Here is a 16,577-nt window from a genome sequence, read left to right on the forward strand (position 1 = left end):
TTCATAAACTATACTTCGTTTGTAAAGAAAAAGGAGGAAGATTTATGAATACATATGTGAACATCCAGAGCAATACAACACAGGATCATTTTCAAGTTTCTCTACACTTTTCTGAAAGCCAATTGACTCTAACACGGCCACAAGGCTTCAAACGCCCTATCACAACAACGTTGCGTTTAGCTGATATCAAGCATTTAATAATCGATGAATCTTTTGGTAGTCCGATTATTAGTTTTTTCTATCAAGACCGCCGCTATACTTTTTATGAAACAGGGCCGGCAGTGACAGAATATTTGAGAGACAATCTGGCAGCATAAATTATTTCTACGAGGTGTTCTATGGCTAATATTCGCGATATTGCAAAAATGACCGGCTACTCTGTTTCAACCGTCTCACGTGTCATCAATAATCATCCTTATGTCGATGAAAAAAAACGTGAACAAATTCTAGCTGTGATGAAGGAACTAAATTATGTCCCCAATCGTTCGGCTCAGAATCTGAGTTATGGTAAAACAAAAAATATTGGTGTTATACTGCCTTTCATTAATCATGCATACTATGATCAGATGCTTAATGGAATCATGGAAGCTGCATTTGAGCACCATTATCGTGTTACTTTGTTGCCGACAGATTATGATCCGCAACTTGAACAACGCTACCTCGAAGAATTTTCAACTAAAATGTATGATGGCTTGATCGTTACAACCAAATCAAATCCGATTGAAGCATTTAAAGATTATCATCGTTACGGCCCAATTATTTTTTGTGAGAATATACCTGATGCCGATGTTAGTTGTGTGTACTACAATTTAGATAACTCTTTACGTGAAGCTTTTACGTTTCTAAAAGCTCATGGTGTGCAGCACGTTGGGATCACATTAGGCCGCAGCAAAAACATCAGTCATAATTCAAAGGTGACTTTGCAAGTTGTAAAAGAGGTTTTTCCGCAATTTAATGAACAAAATATTTTTTGGGATTGTTGCGTTCATGGTCAGGATGGCGAAAAGGCTGCCGCCTTTTTTAAAAAACGAAAGGTAGACGGAATTTTAACGAATGGTGATGAAGTAGCTGCTATTATCTTAGAGCAATACGGAAATTCAGCTCCTTTAGTTGTTGGGCGAGAAAATATTCTAGTCAGTCGCTTACTGGGCTTTTCTAGTATTGATCATCATTTAACAGAAATTGGGCAACGTGCATTTAACGCTTTCTTTGAAAATAAAAAAGAAAAAATATGTATCCAACATGATTTTATTGAACGCTAAAATAAATACGCCGTTAAAGTAGACAACTTATCTACTTTAACAGCGTATTTTTAATCGTCTAAATCAGTTGCCAATACCTTACCTGATTGTGCATTGATTTTGACTTCGGTTTCTTTTTGTCCATCTTTTACTTTGACTTCCCAATAAGTGATATCCAAATCTTTATCCAGTGACCATTCTATTGCTTCTCCATTGCCGGCCTCTTTGACTGCGATCTTAGATACTTCGTCAATACTTAACAGCTTGTTCAAGTCTAGTTTGTCCGCTTTACGTTTCACGCCAGCTTGTTCATCTGTATCCAATGATTCTTCTGATTTTTTTGATACTTCTTTTGTTTCGCTATCTATTTGCAGTTCATATTCTTTATTATCGTCTACACCTTCTATTTTATACACGTACTTACCTAAAGATCGTTCTAAATCAAGTGATGTGATCGCTGTATCAGAATAGTTATCTTTAAAGATTTGAATAGCATCCTCTACGCTAACATTTCGTTCTCCGTTAGTATTTGTTCCTTCACTACTACTCGTTACTTCATTACTACTCATTGCTGATTCACTTTGGCTAGTACTGGCACTCTCATTCGTATCTCCAGTTGAAGAAGAACCACATCCAGCTAATCCTCCTAGTGCAATTAAAGATAGACCTAAAACAAGCATCTGTTTCATAAGATATCCTCCTTTTTTAATAGCTTCTATTAATAACAACTCTCTCATATTTAAAATACTATCATCTAGTCTTTTATAAAGAAAGGAATACGGTTACATCTTTTTGTAACATTTCTTATTAATTCAAATTACAGCTAGACCAATTAATGAGTTCAAACTCCATTATTTAATATTATTTATTCGCTTTTATTTATATTTTAGGCTGATAATTTTTATAAATTTATTGTTATTAAGTTATCTATTTAGCAATCTGCTATATCAAGTTCGCTTTTTTTGCTTTATACTAAAATTATTAACTGAATAGAGGCGATTTATGATGAGAAACGCTTTATCTTCCACTACCAATCGACAAATCGATATTATCGAGATTCTTCATAATGCTGATAATTTCGTCCCAATAAAAGAAATATCCGAAAAAATTGATGCTGTACCAAAAACAATTTTAACCAATTGTCATGAGATCAATGCTCAGTGGGGAGATATTGTGCAAATTGAAAAGAATGATCTATCAGAACTGCGGTTATCCGAAAAAGACAATCGTTCTGTCCAAGAAATCTTTTCTAAAATGATCAAAGAAAGTCCCAGTTTTCAATTACTAGAATTACTTTTTTTTAAACCTGGAAAATTAAGAACTGACTTAGAAAAAGAACTTTTTTTAAGTTCTTCTAGCCTTTATCGCCGGATCGTCCAATTGAACAAAGGGCTAGAAAGACGTGAACTCCTTGTCGATCGTCATGATCTATGTATCTCTGGAACAGATGAACTACAAATTCGTCTATTTATGACAAGTTACTTCTTAGAGGTCTATGATTCACTGGAATGGCCTTTTCACATAGAAAAAGGACAACTTGATCAAGCCGTCCACTACCTCAATACTATTTTACAGCTAGAATTAACACCCTATGAACAAAATAAACTAGCCTTCTTGATTGCCGTAAGTTTGATTCGATCAGAACAAGGATATACCATCACTTTACCATCTCAGCCGATACATTTGCTCAATACAGTTATTGCTCAACAGGAGGCGCTTAAAGATTCTACAAGACATTTGGAAGTTTATCTAAAAGAATCAGACTTAAATGATTTGTTTTACACATTGTTTTGGCAATCGATTGCCTGGGACTCGCTTGAAGAAGAACAACAGGTCGAGATGCTTTGTGATCATCTATTAACGACAGTCAGTGACGTCTTAAAACTGACTTTTTCCAAAAGGAGTCGTAGAAATTGTTTAAATTTATTAAAGTCGGTCTACACTTCTTATAAAGTCTATCCTTATGAAAATTTTATTGCGTATAATCGCGAACACTACAATAGCTTAACCCTCAAAAAAGACTTTACTGTCTTTTCTAAAGTCTTAGAAAAAGCCTTGATCAATCTCGAAACAAAAAATCCGACTCCCTGGTACTCCATGTACTTCGATCATCTTCTTTTTGGCTTATTTATTCATTGGAAAAATCTGCCTACACAATTAGATGCTTTACGCCAGTCGGTCGTCACTGAAATTTGTAGTGATCTAGGCGTCAAACATATTAGTCTACTAGCTTTTTACTTAGAAAAAAGCTATCATGAGAAAGTTTCATTGATCGTACGACCACAATCGTATGGCAATGATTTTACTTCAGAATTATTTACTTCAGATCTCTACATTACTAATTTTCCGACTGAGGATATCCCCGCAGAAAAACTTTTTGTCATTGCTGATGTACCTTCTAGAAAAAATCTGACTGCCTTAAGTAAAAAAATCGATGACATCCGCATCAATAAATTAATCAGTGAACTAGCTTATCTAACTGAAAAAAGCGAGCGTATCATCTAGGATGGACGCTCGCTTTTTTCTATTTTTTATTACGTTTAAATTCTTTGATAATTTTCAACGCTCGTTTTCTTGTTTTAATATTAGGACTTCTTAAGCGACGATATGCACTTGAAATATCTGTTTTTCCCATGATTTCCTCCACTAGTTTTTAATCAAACTCATTGATTGCTGGCTGTACAAAGTCGTTCGAACGTGCGCTCGATTTTCTCAACATTCAATTCTTTTCCGATCAAAACAATTTTCGTCATACCTGCGGGTAAGGTCGTTAATTGAAAATTGATTTGTTGATTGACACCCTGTAATGCCATTGCCAATTCTTGATCTTTTAAAGTGACCATTCCCTTGAAGCGGTAAAGGCGTTCTTGATTAGAAAAAACTAACCAATCTAACCAGCGTACCAATAATGCTTTATTCAAAACTTTATCTGTTTCAAGTAATAATGATTGGAAACCATGGGTGTCATCATGATCATGGTGATGCTCGTGCTCATGATGTTCATGGCCATGATCGTCATGATGATGCTCTTCAGCATGCTCTCTGTGCTCTTCTTCTATCAAAACAGGTGCCTGAAATTTATTCAAATTGAAAAATTCAGTTGCCATGACGGCTTGATCTTTATAAAATTCAAGCTGATCTGCCAATGGGTTAATGCTATACAAAAGACGGCCAATTTCTGGCAATCGTTCTTTATCTGCTTCTTCTTTAACAGAAAGAAACATCCGATCAGCGATCGCGATCTGCTTCATGATCAATGGTTCTTTTAGATAATCCATGATATGATGCGTATCAACGACCGTCAAAATACTATCGATATAGTAACGATTATGTAACGTCGGCGCTGTCAATAATGTTTGAATGATCGGTTGTGGATCCGCGATCCCGGTCGTTTCAATAATGATTTGTGATACAGTGATCCGCCATTCTCTCGTTACATCTTCAATACTTTCCAATGTATTGATCAAGTCGCCTCTTAAGCTACAGCACATACAGCCATTGTTCAGCTGAAGAACTTGCTCTTTCGTGTGCAATAACAGTTCGTGATCGATTCCTGTTTCTCCAAATTCATTTTCAATAATGATGATTTCCTCTTTTGGTAAATTACTGGCTGCTAATACTTGATTAATCAGCGTCGTTTTACCAGAACCTAAAAAGCCGGAAACAATCGTGACTGGAATTCCCAAAATATCCACCTTATTTCTTTTAAATTTCTATTTAACTTCTCGGAAAATCGCACGACGGCGTAATTTTGGAGAATATTTTTTTAATTCCAAACGATCTGGGTTGTTACGTTTGTTTTTGCTTGTTAAGTACAAACGTTCTCCTGTTTCAACACATTCTAAAATAATATTTTGTCTCATTCTTACTCACCTTTTCCTATTATCTTTCGCTAAAATACTCTTCGAGCTGCGTTTTGCTATCATAGTCGAACTGACCTTGTTTTAATTGAGCTAATAATTCTTGTTTCAATGATACAGGCATCTCCCAAAAACCATCGATGTTTTGGAAAAGCTCAGGATCATATGCTTCAAAAATTGGGTAGATTGTCAAAAATTCATCAAACGACAGACCCTGTTCTTCATAAAAATCTTGAATCAATCCTCGTTCAATTGCTTCAACTGTGGGAGAACCATTTTCAGTGATAATATGGTTTTCCACCATTGAGCGATATAATTCGCTTTTACTAAATTGTTCTTCACCATTTTCACGATAAAAATGAAAACTTTGTTCTACAAGTGGCGGATAAATGATATTCAAGACCTTCACCTCTTATTTCTTGTCGATTACTTTGCGGCCCTTATAATATCCTTTAAGTGATACATGGTGACTACGGTGATAATCACCAGTTGCATCATCAAAAGAAATTTCAGGTTTTACAATTTTATCATGTGTACGACGTAGTCTTTTTTTTGCTTTAGATGTTTTTCTAGCTGGTACTGCCAAGGTAATTCCTCCTAATATTCATATTGTTACTTTGATTTTTTATGCTATACTTTTATTTAATTGATTACCAGCTGGCTTTTTTCACACCTGGAATCACGCCTTTATGGGCTAATTCACGAAATTTAACACGTGACATCCCAAATTTACGCATGTATCCACGAGGGCGTCCGTCGATTTGATCACGTAATTTTAGACGATTTGGATTTGAATCTTTTGGAAGTTTTGCTAAACCTGCATAATCTTTATTAGCTTTTAGCTCCATACGTATTTCAGCATATTTTTCGATCATTTCTTGTTGCTTTTTCGCTTTTGCGATTTTAGATTTCTTAGCCATTCTTTTTTTGCTTCCTTCCATTCCGATTTACACTCAGTAATTCGTAACTGTTACGATTTGACAAAAAGAACTTTACCAATAAATTTCACTTCTGTCAATAAAAAATAACATGAAATTTTATTCAGATGAATGCAGAAACATATAAGCGTGCTAAAAACACTCTAAAGATAACGTTTCAGCCAAAATATTTTCTAAAATGGAAGTAGCCCTCAAAATCAAACTCCTAAAATAAGTAAAAAAAATCTCTTGATTACGTTCTTAAAGCAGCTACGCTTAAGACGGATCAAAGAGATTTTTTTCGTTTCTAAGGCTTGATATAGGCATAGCCCTTTTCCTGTAATTCAATTAAATCGATCACACCAGCTGGTACGACTTCTACCCCCTGAGGTAAATCCGACTTTTCTAAATGAAAAGCTTTCAAAGCATTTTGACAAGCATGAAAAGAAACCATTGGATAACTCGAGATAAACTCATGCGCTACTTTTAATTGATAACTTTGAATCCCACTTCCATTAACGACTAAAATAATTTCAGCATCAGGTTTCAATTTTAGTAAATTTTTGATATTTTTAGCAGCTTCTGACCATTTTTCTAATTCATCTACATGAAAAACTACTTTCATTAAAATCATCCTCTCCATAACACTTGTTACTCTATTGTAGCAATAATTTCAATTTTTTTAAGTCATGACGCTTTTTCAAAAGACACACATCAAACCAGATAAATAAAAAAACAGACTATCCAAAGTGGATAGTCTGCTAAACGTTGTCTTAACAATGTTTTGATTATTCTGCAGCGTTTTCGTCTTTGAGACCGTATTTTTTGTTGAAACGGTCCACACGTCCATCTGCTTGAGTGAATTTTTGACGACCAGTGTAGAAAGGATGAGAGTCTGAAGTAACTTCGACACGGATTACTGGGTAAGTATTTCCGTCTTCCCATTCAACTGTTTCTTGTGAAGATTTAGTAGAACCTGACAAGAATTTGAAACCTGTAGTTGAGTCCATAAATACTACTGGGTGATATTCTGGATGAATTCCTTGTTTCATAGTTTTTTTCGCTCCTTTGCCCTGAATCATTTGCTGGTTCAGAGTTATTTTTGCAATTCGCAACATGAATATACTATCATGAATAATCTAACAATGCAATTATCTTTTTTGATTTCGACGGGGAGTTTTTCCACCGAAAGAAACATCCTTGAATGCTTTGAAGACTTCTTCGTTATTCTTAGATTTTTTCAAAAAGTTAATAAATTGTGCGGTATATTCTAGTGAATCACCGACCATATTATTGCGAATTTTCCAAATTTCTTCGAGACGATTGGCCGGCATCAATAATTCTTCTTTACGAGTCCCTGATTTTTTGATGTCAATAGCAGGGAAAATACGACGTTCAGCTAAGTCACGAGAAAGCTGCAATTCTAGATTTCCGGTTCCTTTGAACTCTTCGTAAATAACATCATCCATCCGACTGCCTGTATCGACTAAGGCCGTCGCTAAAATCGTTAAACTTCCGCCTTCTTCGATATTTCTAGCGGCACCAAAGAATTTTTTCGGTTTATATAAAGCTGCTGGATCGATCCCTCCGCTTAACGTACGTCCACTTGGCGGAACTACTAAGTTATAGGCCCGCGCTAAACGCGTGATGCTATCCATTAAGATCACTACATCACGTTTGTCCTCTACTAAACGCATCGCACGTTCTAAAACTAATTCAGAAACGCGGGTATGATTTTGCGGTTGTTGATCAAAGGTAGAATACACGACTTCGCCTTTGACGCTACGCTCTAAATCAGTTACTTCTTCCGGACGCTCATCGATCAATAATACGATTAATTCAACATCTGGATGATTGTCTGTGATACCATTGGCGATTTCTTTTAGAATCGTTGTTTTACCTGCTTTGGGTGGCGCCACGATCAAGCCACGTTGTCCAAAACCGACTGGTGAAAAAATATCGATCATTCGAGTCGATAAGCGGCCAGATGTCGTTTCCAAAACTAATTGCTCTTCCGGATATAACGCCGTCAAAGCTGGAAAATGTGGTCGTTCTTTTGCTTCTTCTGGGTCTTTGCCGTTCACACTTTCAACATGCATCAAGCCATAATAGCGTTCAGATTCTTTCGGCGGCCGCGCTTTCCCCGCAACCAAATCCCCGTTTCGCAAACCGAAACGACGGATCTGTGAAGAAGAAATATAGATGTCTTCTGCACTTGAGCCATAATTGATTGGGCGTAAGAAACCATAGCCATCTTGTCCTACGATATCTAAGACGCCTTCCATATAGAAGAATCCTTGTTTTTCTGCTTGAGCACGAATCACAGACAATGACAATTCTTTTTTATTCATTTGACTGTAATAGGGAATTTTGAAATCTTTAGCATAAGCATAGATTTCTTTTAGCGTCTTGTTTTCAAGTTCCGCCATTGTTAAATAATCGCTCATTTACTCTGCCTCTTCCTCATCGATCATTTCGATAGTCGCACCAAGAGCTGTCAATTTTTCAATAATATGATCATATCCACGTAAAATATATTCTACGTTATAGATCGTTGTTTTTCCTTCGGCCATCAATCCAGCGATCACAAGGCACGCACCTGCACGTAAATCAGAAGCGACTACTTCTGCACCATGTAATTTGTTTGGACCATTCAATACGATCATATTTCCTTCTACGCGTGCATCAGCACCCATGCGGACCAATTCGGGAATGTGATTGACACGTTTAGAATAGATTGTATCGATGATTTCTGCTGAACCTTTGGCTTTTAGTAATAACGGAGTCAAAGGTTGTTGCAAGTCCGTCGCAAAACCAGGATATGGTGATGTCTTCACATCAACCATTTCCAAGTTTTTCGATGGTAAGACTTCAATACTGTCTTCAGAAATATTCATCTCTACACCGATTTCTTCTAACTTAGCAATGAAACTTTCGATATGCTCATAGATGACATTATTGACTGTTACGCCTTCACCGATTGCGGCTGCTAAAGCTAAATAAGTTCCTGCTTCAATTCGGTCAGGAATGATCGAATGCACACAGCCATGCAATTCTTCAACACCTTCGATTCTAATTTCATCTGTACCTGCTCCGCGAATTTTCGCACCCATGTTGTTCAACAATGTAGCAACGTCAATGATTTCGGGTTCTTTTGCAGCATTTTCAATGATTGTTTTTCCTTTGGCTTTTACAGCCGCTAACATAACATTGATAGTCGCACCAATAGAAACCACATCCATAAAAATGCGGTCGCCTTTCATGCCGTCTTCTTCTGTTCGTAAATAAATTACTCCTAATTCATTGGATACATTGATCCCTAGACTCTCAAATCCTTTGATGTGCAAATCGATTGGACGAGGACCTAAGAAACAACCTCCTGGTAATCCTACGACGGCTTCACCAAATTTACCAACTAAAGATCCCATAAAATAATAAGAAGCACGTAAAGAATTGATTTTGCCGCTCGGCATCGGGATTGATTTAACATTCGTCGGATCAATGACCATTCGATTGTTTTCAAAAGTAACTTCTGCACCCATGATCTCTAAAATCTCAATCAATGAATGAACATCTTGGATATCGGGTACTCCCTCTAAAGTCACGGGAGAATCTGCCATGATTGCTGCTGGAATTAATGCGACCGCACTATTTTTAGCGCCGCTGATTGTAATATTACCTGATAATGGCTTTCCGCCATGGATTTCAATTTTTTTCATTTATATTCACCTAATTAATTATTTTTAAGTTGATAGACCATGAATTATTTTAGCATATTATTACTAGCATAAAAAGGAAGCATTCCCAAAACTCAGAAGATTATTAAATGAAAAGCCTTACAAAAACCTTTAAAAGATGAATATTAGAAAAAACGTTTTAAATAACTCTGTAAATGTTTAAACAATTAATTTTTTCTTTTTCTATGTAAAAAAAGATGCATGCCAATAGTTGGCATACATCTTCTTGATTCAAACAAATTAAGCTTTGTTTGCTGAACCGAACCAGTCGATATGTTCTTCAGCATCTCTAACGATTGCAGCAGCACCTGGTGCTAACAATTTACGAGGGTCAAAGCCTTTTCCTTCTTTATCTTTACCAGCTTCGATATATTCACGAGTTGCTTGAGCAAATGATAATTGGAATTCAGTATTAACGTTAACTTTTGAGATACCCATTGAGATAGCTTTTTCGATTTGTTCTTGAGGAATACCAGAACCGCCGTGTAATACTAGAGGTACTTCAGAACCTACAGCATCAGCGATTTCTTGTAAGTGGTCGAATGCTAAACCTTTCCAGTTTTCAGGGTATACACCATGAATGTTACCGATTCCGCATGCTAGGTAATCTAGACCTGTAGCAACCATTTGTTTACATTCTTCAACGTCAGCTAATTCACCAGCGCCGATGATTCCGTCTTCTTCACCACCGATTGAACCAACTTCACATTCAACAGAGATACCTTTAGCGTGAGCTTTTTCAACTACGTCTTTAGCTAATTTCAAGTTTTCTTCAAATGGTAAATGAGAACCATCGAACATGATTGAAGTATAGCCAACTTCGATACATTCTAAAGCAGCTTCATAGTCACCATGGTCTAAGTGGATTGCAACTGGTACAGTGATACCCATTGAATCAACTAAGTTAGTGATTAAGTCTTTTGCAACTTTGTAACCACCCATGTATTTTGCAGCGCCCATTGAAGTTTGGATTAGAACTGGTGCTTTTTTAGCTTCTGCAGCTTTTAAAATTGATTGCGTCCATTCTAAGTTGTTTGTGTTGAATCCACCTACTGCATATCCGCCTTGACGTGCAGCTTTTAGAAATTCTGCTCCTGATACTACTGGCATAAAAAATTCCTCCTAAGGTTTTTTACTATTTGGTTAAGCATTGCTTAACTAACGTGTTAATTCTAACAAATATTCGCCCGCTTTGCTACTCCCAACTATCCGATAAAACCTTTACATTGCAACTTTTTTTCTTTTCTTACAAAAAAAAACTGAAAGGATTCAAATCCTTTCAGTCTTTTTTACTATTTTGCTTCTTTACTTTCTAATGATGCACCGACAAAAGCTTTGATTAATGGTTGAGGGCGATTTGGACGAGAAATTAATTCTGGGTGGAATTGACATCCGACAAAGAATTTATTTTCAGGAATTTCTACGATCTCAACTAAACGATTGTCTGGAGAGACACCAGAGAAGACCAAGCCTTTTTCTTCAAACATTTCACGGTATTGATTGTTAAATTCAAAACGGTGACGGTGACGTTCTTGGATTACTTCTTCATTATTGTACGCCATTGCAGTTTTGGTACCTTTTTTCAATTTACATGGGTATAGACCTAAACGTAATGTTCCACCAAGGTTTTCTACATTTTCTTGGTCTGCCATTAAATCAATGATATTGTGTTTTACACCTGGAACTGTTTCTGCTGAATGAGCATCTTCAAGTCCAGCGACATTACGACCAAATTCTACGCAGGCCATTTGCATACCTAAACAAATTCCTAAGAATGGGACGTCATTTTCACGAGCAAAACGAATCGCTTCGATTTTTCCTTCGATCCCACGATCACCAAATCCGCCAGGTACTAAAATACCATCAGCACTTGCCAATTTTTCAGCAACATTTTCACGTGTCACATCTTCTGATTTGACCCAATCGATTTCGATATCTGAATCAAAAGCAAAACCAGAATGTTTCAACGCTTCAACAACAGAAATATAAGCATCAGGTAATTCAACATATTTACCAACTAAAGCGATCTTAACTTTTTTCTTAAGGTTCAAGACTTTTGATTCAAGCGCACGCCATTCTGTCATGTCTGCTTCTGGTGCATCGATTTTTAAATGTTCACAAACGATTCGATCCATTCCTTGTGCTTGTAATGCCAATGGAATAGAGTACAATGTTTCAACATCGCGTGATTCAATGACTGCTTCTGGATCAACATCACAGAATTGCGCTAATTTATTTTTTGTTCCTTGAGAAACAGGTTGTTCCGTACGAACGACTAAAATATTTGGTTGAATACCTAAACCGCGTAATTCTTTTACGCTGTGTTGTGTTGGTTTAGTTTTCATTTCACCAGCAGCTTTTAAGTATGGAATCAATGTTGTATGGATATACATTACGTTGTCCGCACCAACTTCTGCTTTCATTTGACGTAAAGCTTCTAGGAATGGTAAAGATTCGATATCCCCAACTGTTCCGCCGACTTCGGTAATGATCACATCTGAATCAGTCATTTTAGCCGCACGCATGATTTTTGATTTGATCTCATTTGTGATATGTGGGATAACTTGAACTGTTGCACCTAGATATTCGCCTTTACGCTCTTTACGAATAACTTCTGAATAGATTTTTCCTGTCGTTACGTTGGAGTATTGGTTTAAATTGATGTCGATAAAACGTTCATAGTGACCCAAGTCTAAGTCCGTTTCAGCACCATCATCTGTTACAAAAACTTCTCCGTGTTGGTAAGGACTCATCGTACCTGGATCGACATTGATGTAAGGATCGAATTTTTGGATAGTAACTTTCAATCCTCTATTTTTAAGCAAACGTCCCAGTGAAGCTGCCACGATCCCTTTCCCGATTGATGAAACTACGCCGCCAGTTACAAAAATATACTTTGTCATAAATGATAAAACTCCTTCATACTAATTTGCAGGAAACGTCTAGAAAAAACAAATAAAGCTCCCTATCCAAACTGAATAGGGAGCTATGAATTCACTAAACACTTGACCCTTACTAAAAGGGTGCCCAAGCAGTATAATACCCACACTTGCCGAAAATGTCAACAGAAATTAATTACAGCTTATTTTTATTTAATCAAATAGCCGTCCAAAAAAGCTTTTTTTCTCTTTCGGTTCTGCTTCTGTAATTGTTTTATCCGTTGGATATTTTTCTTCAATATCGATGATTTCTTCATTGACCGCATGATCTGTGACCAGTAACGCTCCAATGCTATCTTCGTTTTCAACAGTAGCATCATTAACAATCGTAAAATCAACTGCGTTTTTAGAAGCTAGTTTGATAAAGGCTTGCTGCACCTTTTCCGCTACTTCTCCATTAATCAATAACTTACCCTCCGGATACTTTTTGATCTCCATCAATAGATGTTCACAGTCAGTTTGATTACTCATTTCTCGGACAGTCATACTTACGAGACATCGTTCACGAAATGTGCCTAAATATTTTCTTTGCTCATCAGGATTGATTTTAGGAGAACCATATCTTCCTTTATCCAAATGCTGTTGCAATTCATCCTTTGCCAAACAATCACTTCCTAAAATTGATTTTATTGTTCTAAGTATATCAAAAGAACTCAAAAAATGCTGAATAATTGCCGGAATACATGCGCACTTTTTAACAAACAAGAAAGAGTCTCCTAAGAATCAAAGAAAAACCATTGTACTTTTATTTCTACTATTTTATAGTTAAAAATGGTTTTTAAAAATTTGAAAATCAACCAAAAGTCCGTTGCATACGGGCTTTTGTCGTGTTTTCAACAAGGAGTGTATGATAATCAAACGTTACAAAAATTTATTGCAACAAGAGTTTTCACATTATTCTTTAGACAAGCTCAAGAAAGATCTATTAGCTGGTCTAACTGTTGCTGCTGTTGCCTTGCCTCTAGCTTTAGCTTTTGGAGTTTCTAGCGGAGCAGATGCTGCCGCAGGCATGGTTACTGCTATTATTGCGGGAGTTGTGATTGGGAGTTTTTCTGGTGGTTTCTATCAGATATCCGGACCAACTGGTGCCATGGCTGCTGTCTTAATGGGCATTATTGCTAGTCAAGGCCTACAAGGTGTTTTAGTCGCTACATTTATTGCGGGGATCTTTTTATTACTTGCCGGAATATTTAAATTAGGCAGTTTAACTTCGTTTATCCCATCACCAGTTATTACTGGTTTTACTTCAGGGATCGCCATTATTATTGCTTTAGGCCAAATCGATAACTTTTTCGGGACTACATCAACCGGTGATTCAGCAATTAAAAAGCTGCTCAGTTATTCGTCACTAGGTTTTTCACCTGATATTCCAACCGTTTTGTTAGGTCTGATTGTTTTATTGATTTTAATTTTTTATCCTAAAAAATGGAATCAAGTCTTGCCCGGCTCATTAGTGGTGATTATCTTGTCCACCTTTGTTACTGTCGTCTTCAAACTGCCCGTTGCAAAGATCGGGACGATCCCAACGTCTCTATTAACCGGCACCCACTTGAAATTGTCACAATTGAATTTGCCGATGATTCAATCCTTAATCGTTCCGGCAATTAGCATTGCAATGCTCGGAATGATTGAGAGTTTACTCTGCGGTGCTTCGGCTGGTAGAATGACGGGCAAAGATTTAGACAGCAATCAAGAATTAGTTGCTCAAGGTATTGGGAACATCATCTTACCTTTCTTTGGCGGTATTCCTGCTACAGCGGCGATTGCACGGACGAGCGTCGCGATTAAATCTGGTGCACAAACCCGCTTAACTGGAATTTTTCATGCCTTGTTCTTATTTCTATCTATGTTGATCTTCGCACCAATCATGTCGCAAATTCCAATGGCTGCTCTAGCTAGTGTTTTAATGATTACTAGTTGGCGTATGCATGAATGGGCTACGATCAAAAATATGATCACTCAAAAGAAACGTACGGCTTTAATTTTATTTTTTGTCACCATGTTATGTACAATCATTTTTGATTTAAGTATCGCAATCGTCGTCGGGATTATCTGCGGTTGTATTTTCTTTATTGCTAAAAGTGCACGAATTTCAATTACAACGGAAGAAATCGATTGGGATCGCATGGCTCTGCCTAACTCAAGCGCCGGTTCCGATTGGGCTGTCATGTATATCACTGGTCCCTTGTTCTTTATGTCTGCCAGCCAGTTGAAAAAAGAATTAGACCAGGTCATCGATAAAGAAGGCTTGATTTTCTCTTTACGCGGTGTTCCCAGCATCGATTTAACGGCATTAGATATCTTTGCTGACTATTTCTCAGTCGCAGCGTTGAATAACCAACAATTAATTTTCACATCTATGCAACCAGAAGTAGAAAAACAATTCCAGCAATTATGGGAGAAACAAAAACATCAATCACCAAAGCAACACCCAACAGTTGCTCATGCCTTACAAGCCATGCATCAATTGTAAAAAAAAGAGCTGTGAGGGATATCCTCACAGCTCTTTGATTTGCTAATTATTTAGCGATGAATGGGTTGTTTTTTAAGTTGTAGAAAGATTTGATACCTTTGTATTCTGCAACATCACCCAATTGGTCTTCGATACGTAATAGTTGATTGTATTTAGTAATACGGTCAGTACGTGAAAGAGAACCAGTTTTGATTTGACCAGCATTAGTAGCAACAGAGATGTCAGCAATTGTTGAATCTTCTGTTTCACCTGAACGGTGAGAAACTACTGCAGTGTAGCCAGCTTCTTTAGCCATTTCAATAGCTTCAAAAGTTTCTGTTAAAGTACCGATTTGGTTAACTTTGATAAGGATTGAGTTATCAACGCCCATTTCAATACCTTTAGATAATTTTTGAGTGTTTGTAACGAATAAATCGTCACCAACTAATTGAACTTTATCGCCTAAAGCTTCAGTTAATTTTTTAGTACCTTCCCAGTCGTTTTCGTCTAAGCCGTCTTCGATTGAGATGATTGGGTATTTAGCAACTAATTCTTCGTAGAATGCGATCATTTCTTCAGTTGTTTTTTCGCCTTCGCCTGAGTCAGCTAAAACGTAAACACCTTTTTCTTTGTCGTAGAATTCTGAAGAAGCAGCATCCATAGCAAGAACGATGTCTTTACCAGGTACATAGCCAGCTTTTTCGATAGCTTCGATGATTACTTCGAAACCTTCTTCGTTAGAACCAAGGTTAGGAGCGAATCCACCTTCGTCACCAACTGAAGTAGCTAAACCTTTTGATTTTAAGATTGAAGCTAAAGCGTGGAATACTTCTGCACCATAACGTAAAGCTTCTTTGAATGTAGGAGCGCCAACTGGCATGATCATAAATTCTTGGAAGTCGATTGAGTTATCAGCATGTGATCCACCATTGATGATGTTCATCATAGGAGTAGGCAATACTTTAGTGTTGAATCCGCCAAGGTAGTTATACAATGGGATTTCTAAGAAGTCAGCAGCTGCACGAGCAACAGCGATAGAAACACCAAGAATAGCGTTCGCACCTAATTTACCTTTGTTAGGAGTGCCATCTAATTCGATCATTGCAGCATCGATAGCAGCTTGGTCGCGTACATCGTAGCCAATGATAGCTTCTGCAATAACGTTATTTACGTTATCAACAGCTTTAGTAACACCTTTTCCGCCGTAACGAGCTTTGTCGCCATCACGTAATTCAACGGCTTCGTATTCACCAGTTGAAGCACCTGAAGGAACCATACCGCGGCCGAATGCGCCGTCTTCTGTATAAACTTCTACTTCGATTGTTGGGTTACCACGTGAGTCTAGGACTTCGCGAGCATAAACGTCTGAGATAATTGACATGTTTTGTCTCTCCTTTGAGTTTTGTTTTTTTATAGGGTATTAGCCCTTAT

The 16,577-nt window shown here is 37.1% G+C and carries 19 protein-coding genes; 4 read left to right on the forward strand and 15 right to left on the reverse strand.

Features of this window, described 5'->3' with window-relative positions; all coding sequences use genetic code 11:
- The first annotated feature begins 44 nt into the window (after positions 1-44).
- Complete coding sequence (locus ACQKTA_RS04580; RefSeq protein ID WP_407855636.1) at positions 45-317, forward strand: hypothetical protein; 273 nt, start codon at positions 45-47, stop codon at positions 315-317.
- A gap of 21 nt (positions 318-338) precedes the next feature.
- Entirely contained in the window at positions 339-1,262 is a 924-nt protein-coding gene (locus ACQKTA_RS04585; protein ID WP_427814361.1) for a LacI family DNA-binding transcriptional regulator, read from the forward strand.
- A 50-nt stretch (positions 1,263-1,312) separates the two neighbouring features.
- Here ACQKTA_RS04585 and ACQKTA_RS04590 read toward each other — a convergent pair whose 3' ends face one another.
- Entirely contained in the window at positions 1,313-1,930 is a 618-nt protein-coding gene (locus ACQKTA_RS04590) for a PepSY domain-containing protein (RefSeq protein ID WP_427814362.1), read from the reverse strand.
- 316 nt (positions 1,931-2,246) lie between these two features.
- Between ACQKTA_RS04590 and ACQKTA_RS04595 the strand changes: the two genes are divergently transcribed.
- Positions 2,247-3,746: a helix-turn-helix domain-containing protein gene (locus tag ACQKTA_RS04595; RefSeq protein ID WP_427814363.1), complete on the forward strand. Its 1,500-nt coding sequence runs from the start codon at positions 2,247-2,249 to the stop codon at positions 3,744-3,746.
- A gap of 19 nt (positions 3,747-3,765) precedes the next feature.
- Here the strand turns inward: ACQKTA_RS04595 and ACQKTA_RS04600 are convergent, their stop codons facing one another.
- The 13 genes from ACQKTA_RS04600 to ACQKTA_RS04660 all read right to left on the reverse strand — a co-directional run bounded on the left by ACQKTA_RS04600 (position 3,766) and on the right by ACQKTA_RS04660 (position 13,297).
- Positions 3,766-3,876 carry a putative metal homeostasis protein gene (locus ACQKTA_RS04600; RefSeq protein WP_427814364.1) on the reverse strand — a complete coding sequence of 37 codons (111 nt, stop codon included), beginning with the start codon at positions 3,874-3,876 and terminating at the stop codon, positions 3,766-3,768.
- Positions 3,877-3,904: 28 nt separating this feature from the next.
- The gene (locus tag ACQKTA_RS04605; RefSeq protein ID WP_427814365.1) at positions 3,905-4,927 is read right to left on the reverse strand and encodes a CobW family GTP-binding protein; all 1,023 of its coding nucleotides are present in this window, start codon (positions 4,925-4,927) and stop codon (positions 3,905-3,907) included.
- A gap of 27 nt (positions 4,928-4,954) precedes the next feature.
- The gene (gene rpmG, locus ACQKTA_RS04610; RefSeq protein ID WP_332581191.1) at positions 4,955-5,104 is read right to left on the reverse strand and encodes a 50S ribosomal protein L33; all 150 of its coding nucleotides are present in this window, start codon (positions 5,102-5,104) and stop codon (positions 4,955-4,957) included.
- A gap of 19 nt (positions 5,105-5,123) precedes the next feature.
- Entirely contained in the window at positions 5,124-5,501 is a 378-nt protein-coding gene (locus tag ACQKTA_RS04615; protein WP_332654242.1) for a hypothetical protein, read from the reverse strand.
- A 12-nt stretch (positions 5,502-5,513) separates the two neighbouring features.
- The gene (gene rpmF / locus ACQKTA_RS04620; protein ID WP_332581193.1) at positions 5,514-5,687 is read right to left on the reverse strand and encodes a 50S ribosomal protein L32; all 174 of its coding nucleotides are present in this window, start codon (positions 5,685-5,687) and stop codon (positions 5,514-5,516) included.
- Positions 5,688-5,751: 64 nt separating this feature from the next.
- Positions 5,752-6,021, reverse strand: coding sequence for a 30S ribosomal protein S14 (gene rpsN / locus ACQKTA_RS04625; protein ID WP_332581194.1), 270 nt, complete (start codon positions 6,019-6,021; stop codon positions 5,752-5,754).
- A 304-nt stretch (positions 6,022-6,325) separates the two neighbouring features.
- Entirely contained in the window at positions 6,326-6,643 is a 318-nt protein-coding gene (locus ACQKTA_RS04630) for a DsrE family protein (RefSeq protein WP_427814366.1), read from the reverse strand.
- A gap of 163 nt (positions 6,644-6,806) precedes the next feature.
- On the reverse strand, positions 6,807-7,070 hold the full coding sequence (locus ACQKTA_RS04635; protein ID WP_071858506.1) for a type B 50S ribosomal protein L31: 264 nt from the start codon (positions 7,068-7,070) through the stop codon (positions 6,807-6,809).
- A gap of 99 nt (positions 7,071-7,169) precedes the next feature.
- The gene (rho, locus tag ACQKTA_RS04640) at positions 7,170-8,465 is read right to left on the reverse strand and encodes a transcription termination factor Rho (RefSeq protein WP_332654251.1); all 1,296 of its coding nucleotides are present in this window, start codon (positions 8,463-8,465) and stop codon (positions 7,170-7,172) included.
- Positions 8,466-9,737: a UDP-N-acetylglucosamine 1-carboxyvinyltransferase gene (locus ACQKTA_RS04645; protein ID WP_332581197.1), complete on the reverse strand. Its 1,272-nt coding sequence runs from the start codon at positions 9,735-9,737 to the stop codon at positions 8,466-8,468. It abuts the gene before it with no gap.
- A gap of 258 nt (positions 9,738-9,995) precedes the next feature.
- Positions 9,996-10,865: a class II fructose-bisphosphate aldolase gene (locus tag ACQKTA_RS04650; protein WP_427814367.1), complete on the reverse strand. Its 870-nt coding sequence runs from the start codon at positions 10,863-10,865 to the stop codon at positions 9,996-9,998.
- Between the two features lie 182 nt (positions 10,866-11,047).
- A complete protein-coding gene (locus ACQKTA_RS04655; protein ID WP_332581200.1) occupies positions 11,048-12,658 on the reverse strand; it encodes a CTP synthase in 1,611 nt (536 codons plus the stop codon).
- Between the two features lie 189 nt (positions 12,659-12,847).
- Entirely contained in the window at positions 12,848-13,297 is a 450-nt protein-coding gene (locus tag ACQKTA_RS04660; protein WP_332581201.1) for a YueI family protein, read from the reverse strand.
- Positions 13,298-13,541: 244 nt separating this feature from the next.
- Here ACQKTA_RS04660 and ACQKTA_RS04665 point away from each other — a divergent pair, with 244 nt between their 5' ends.
- Positions 13,542-15,167, forward strand: coding sequence for a SulP family inorganic anion transporter (locus ACQKTA_RS04665; RefSeq protein ID WP_427814368.1), 1,626 nt, complete (start codon positions 13,542-13,544; stop codon positions 15,165-15,167).
- Between the two features lie 46 nt (positions 15,168-15,213).
- Here ACQKTA_RS04665 and eno read toward each other — a convergent pair whose 3' ends face one another.
- The gene (gene eno, locus ACQKTA_RS04670; protein WP_427814369.1) at positions 15,214-16,527 is read right to left on the reverse strand and encodes a phosphopyruvate hydratase; all 1,314 of its coding nucleotides are present in this window, start codon (positions 16,525-16,527) and stop codon (positions 15,214-15,216) included.
- Between the last annotated feature and the right edge of the window lie 50 nt (positions 16,528-16,577).

Source organism: Enterococcus sp. 22-H-5-01, assembly GCF_050310005.1.
Classification (GTDB): domain Bacteria; phylum Bacillota; class Bacilli; order Lactobacillales; family Enterococcaceae; genus Enterococcus_A; species Enterococcus_A hailinensis.

Coding starts and splice junctions, on each gene's coding strand:
- ACQKTA_RS04580 (WP_407855636.1), top strand. CDS start 45: ATGAATACATATGTGAACATCCAGAGCAATACAACACAGGATCATTTT.
- ACQKTA_RS04585 (WP_427814361.1), top strand. CDS start 339: ATGGCTAATATTCGCGATATTGCAAAAATGACCGGCTACTCTGTTTCA.
- ACQKTA_RS04590 (WP_427814362.1), bottom strand. CDS start 1,930: ATGAAACAGATGCTTGTTTTAGGTCTATCTTTAATTGCACTAGGAGGA.
- ACQKTA_RS04595 (WP_427814363.1), top strand. CDS start 2,247: ATGAGAAACGCTTTATCTTCCACTACCAATCGACAAATCGATATTATC.
- ACQKTA_RS04600 (WP_427814364.1), bottom strand. CDS start 3,876: ATGGGAAAAACAGATATTTCAAGTGCATATCGTCGCTTAAGAAGTCCT.
- rpmG (WP_332581191.1), bottom strand. CDS start 5,104: ATGAGACAAAATATTATTTTAGAATGTGTTGAAACAGGAGAACGTTTG.
- rpsN (WP_332581194.1), bottom strand. CDS start 6,021: ATGGCTAAGAAATCTAAAATCGCAAAAGCGAAAAAGCAACAAGAAATG.
- ACQKTA_RS04630 (WP_427814366.1), bottom strand. CDS start 6,643: ATGAAAGTAGTTTTTCATGTAGATGAATTAGAAAAATGGTCAGAAGCT.
- ACQKTA_RS04635 (WP_071858506.1), bottom strand. CDS start 7,070: ATGAAACAAGGAATTCATCCAGAATATCACCCAGTAGTATTTATGGAC.
- rho (WP_332654251.1), bottom strand. CDS start 8,465: ATGAGCGATTATTTAACAATGGCGGAACTTGAAAACAAGACGCTAAAA.
- ACQKTA_RS04645 (WP_332581197.1), bottom strand. CDS start 9,737: ATGAAAAAAATTGAAATCCATGGCGGAAAGCCATTATCAGGTAATATT.
- ACQKTA_RS04650 (WP_427814367.1), bottom strand. CDS start 10,865: ATGCCAGTAGTATCAGGAGCAGAATTTCTAAAAGCTGCACGTCAAGGC.
- ACQKTA_RS04655 (WP_332581200.1), bottom strand. CDS start 12,658: ATGACAAAGTATATTTTTGTAACTGGCGGCGTAGTTTCATCAATCGGG.
- ACQKTA_RS04665 (WP_427814368.1), top strand. CDS start 13,542: ATGATAATCAAACGTTACAAAAATTTATTGCAACAAGAGTTTTCACAT.
- eno (WP_427814369.1), bottom strand. CDS start 16,527: ATGTCAATTATCTCAGACGTTTATGCTCGCGAAGTCCTAGACTCACGT.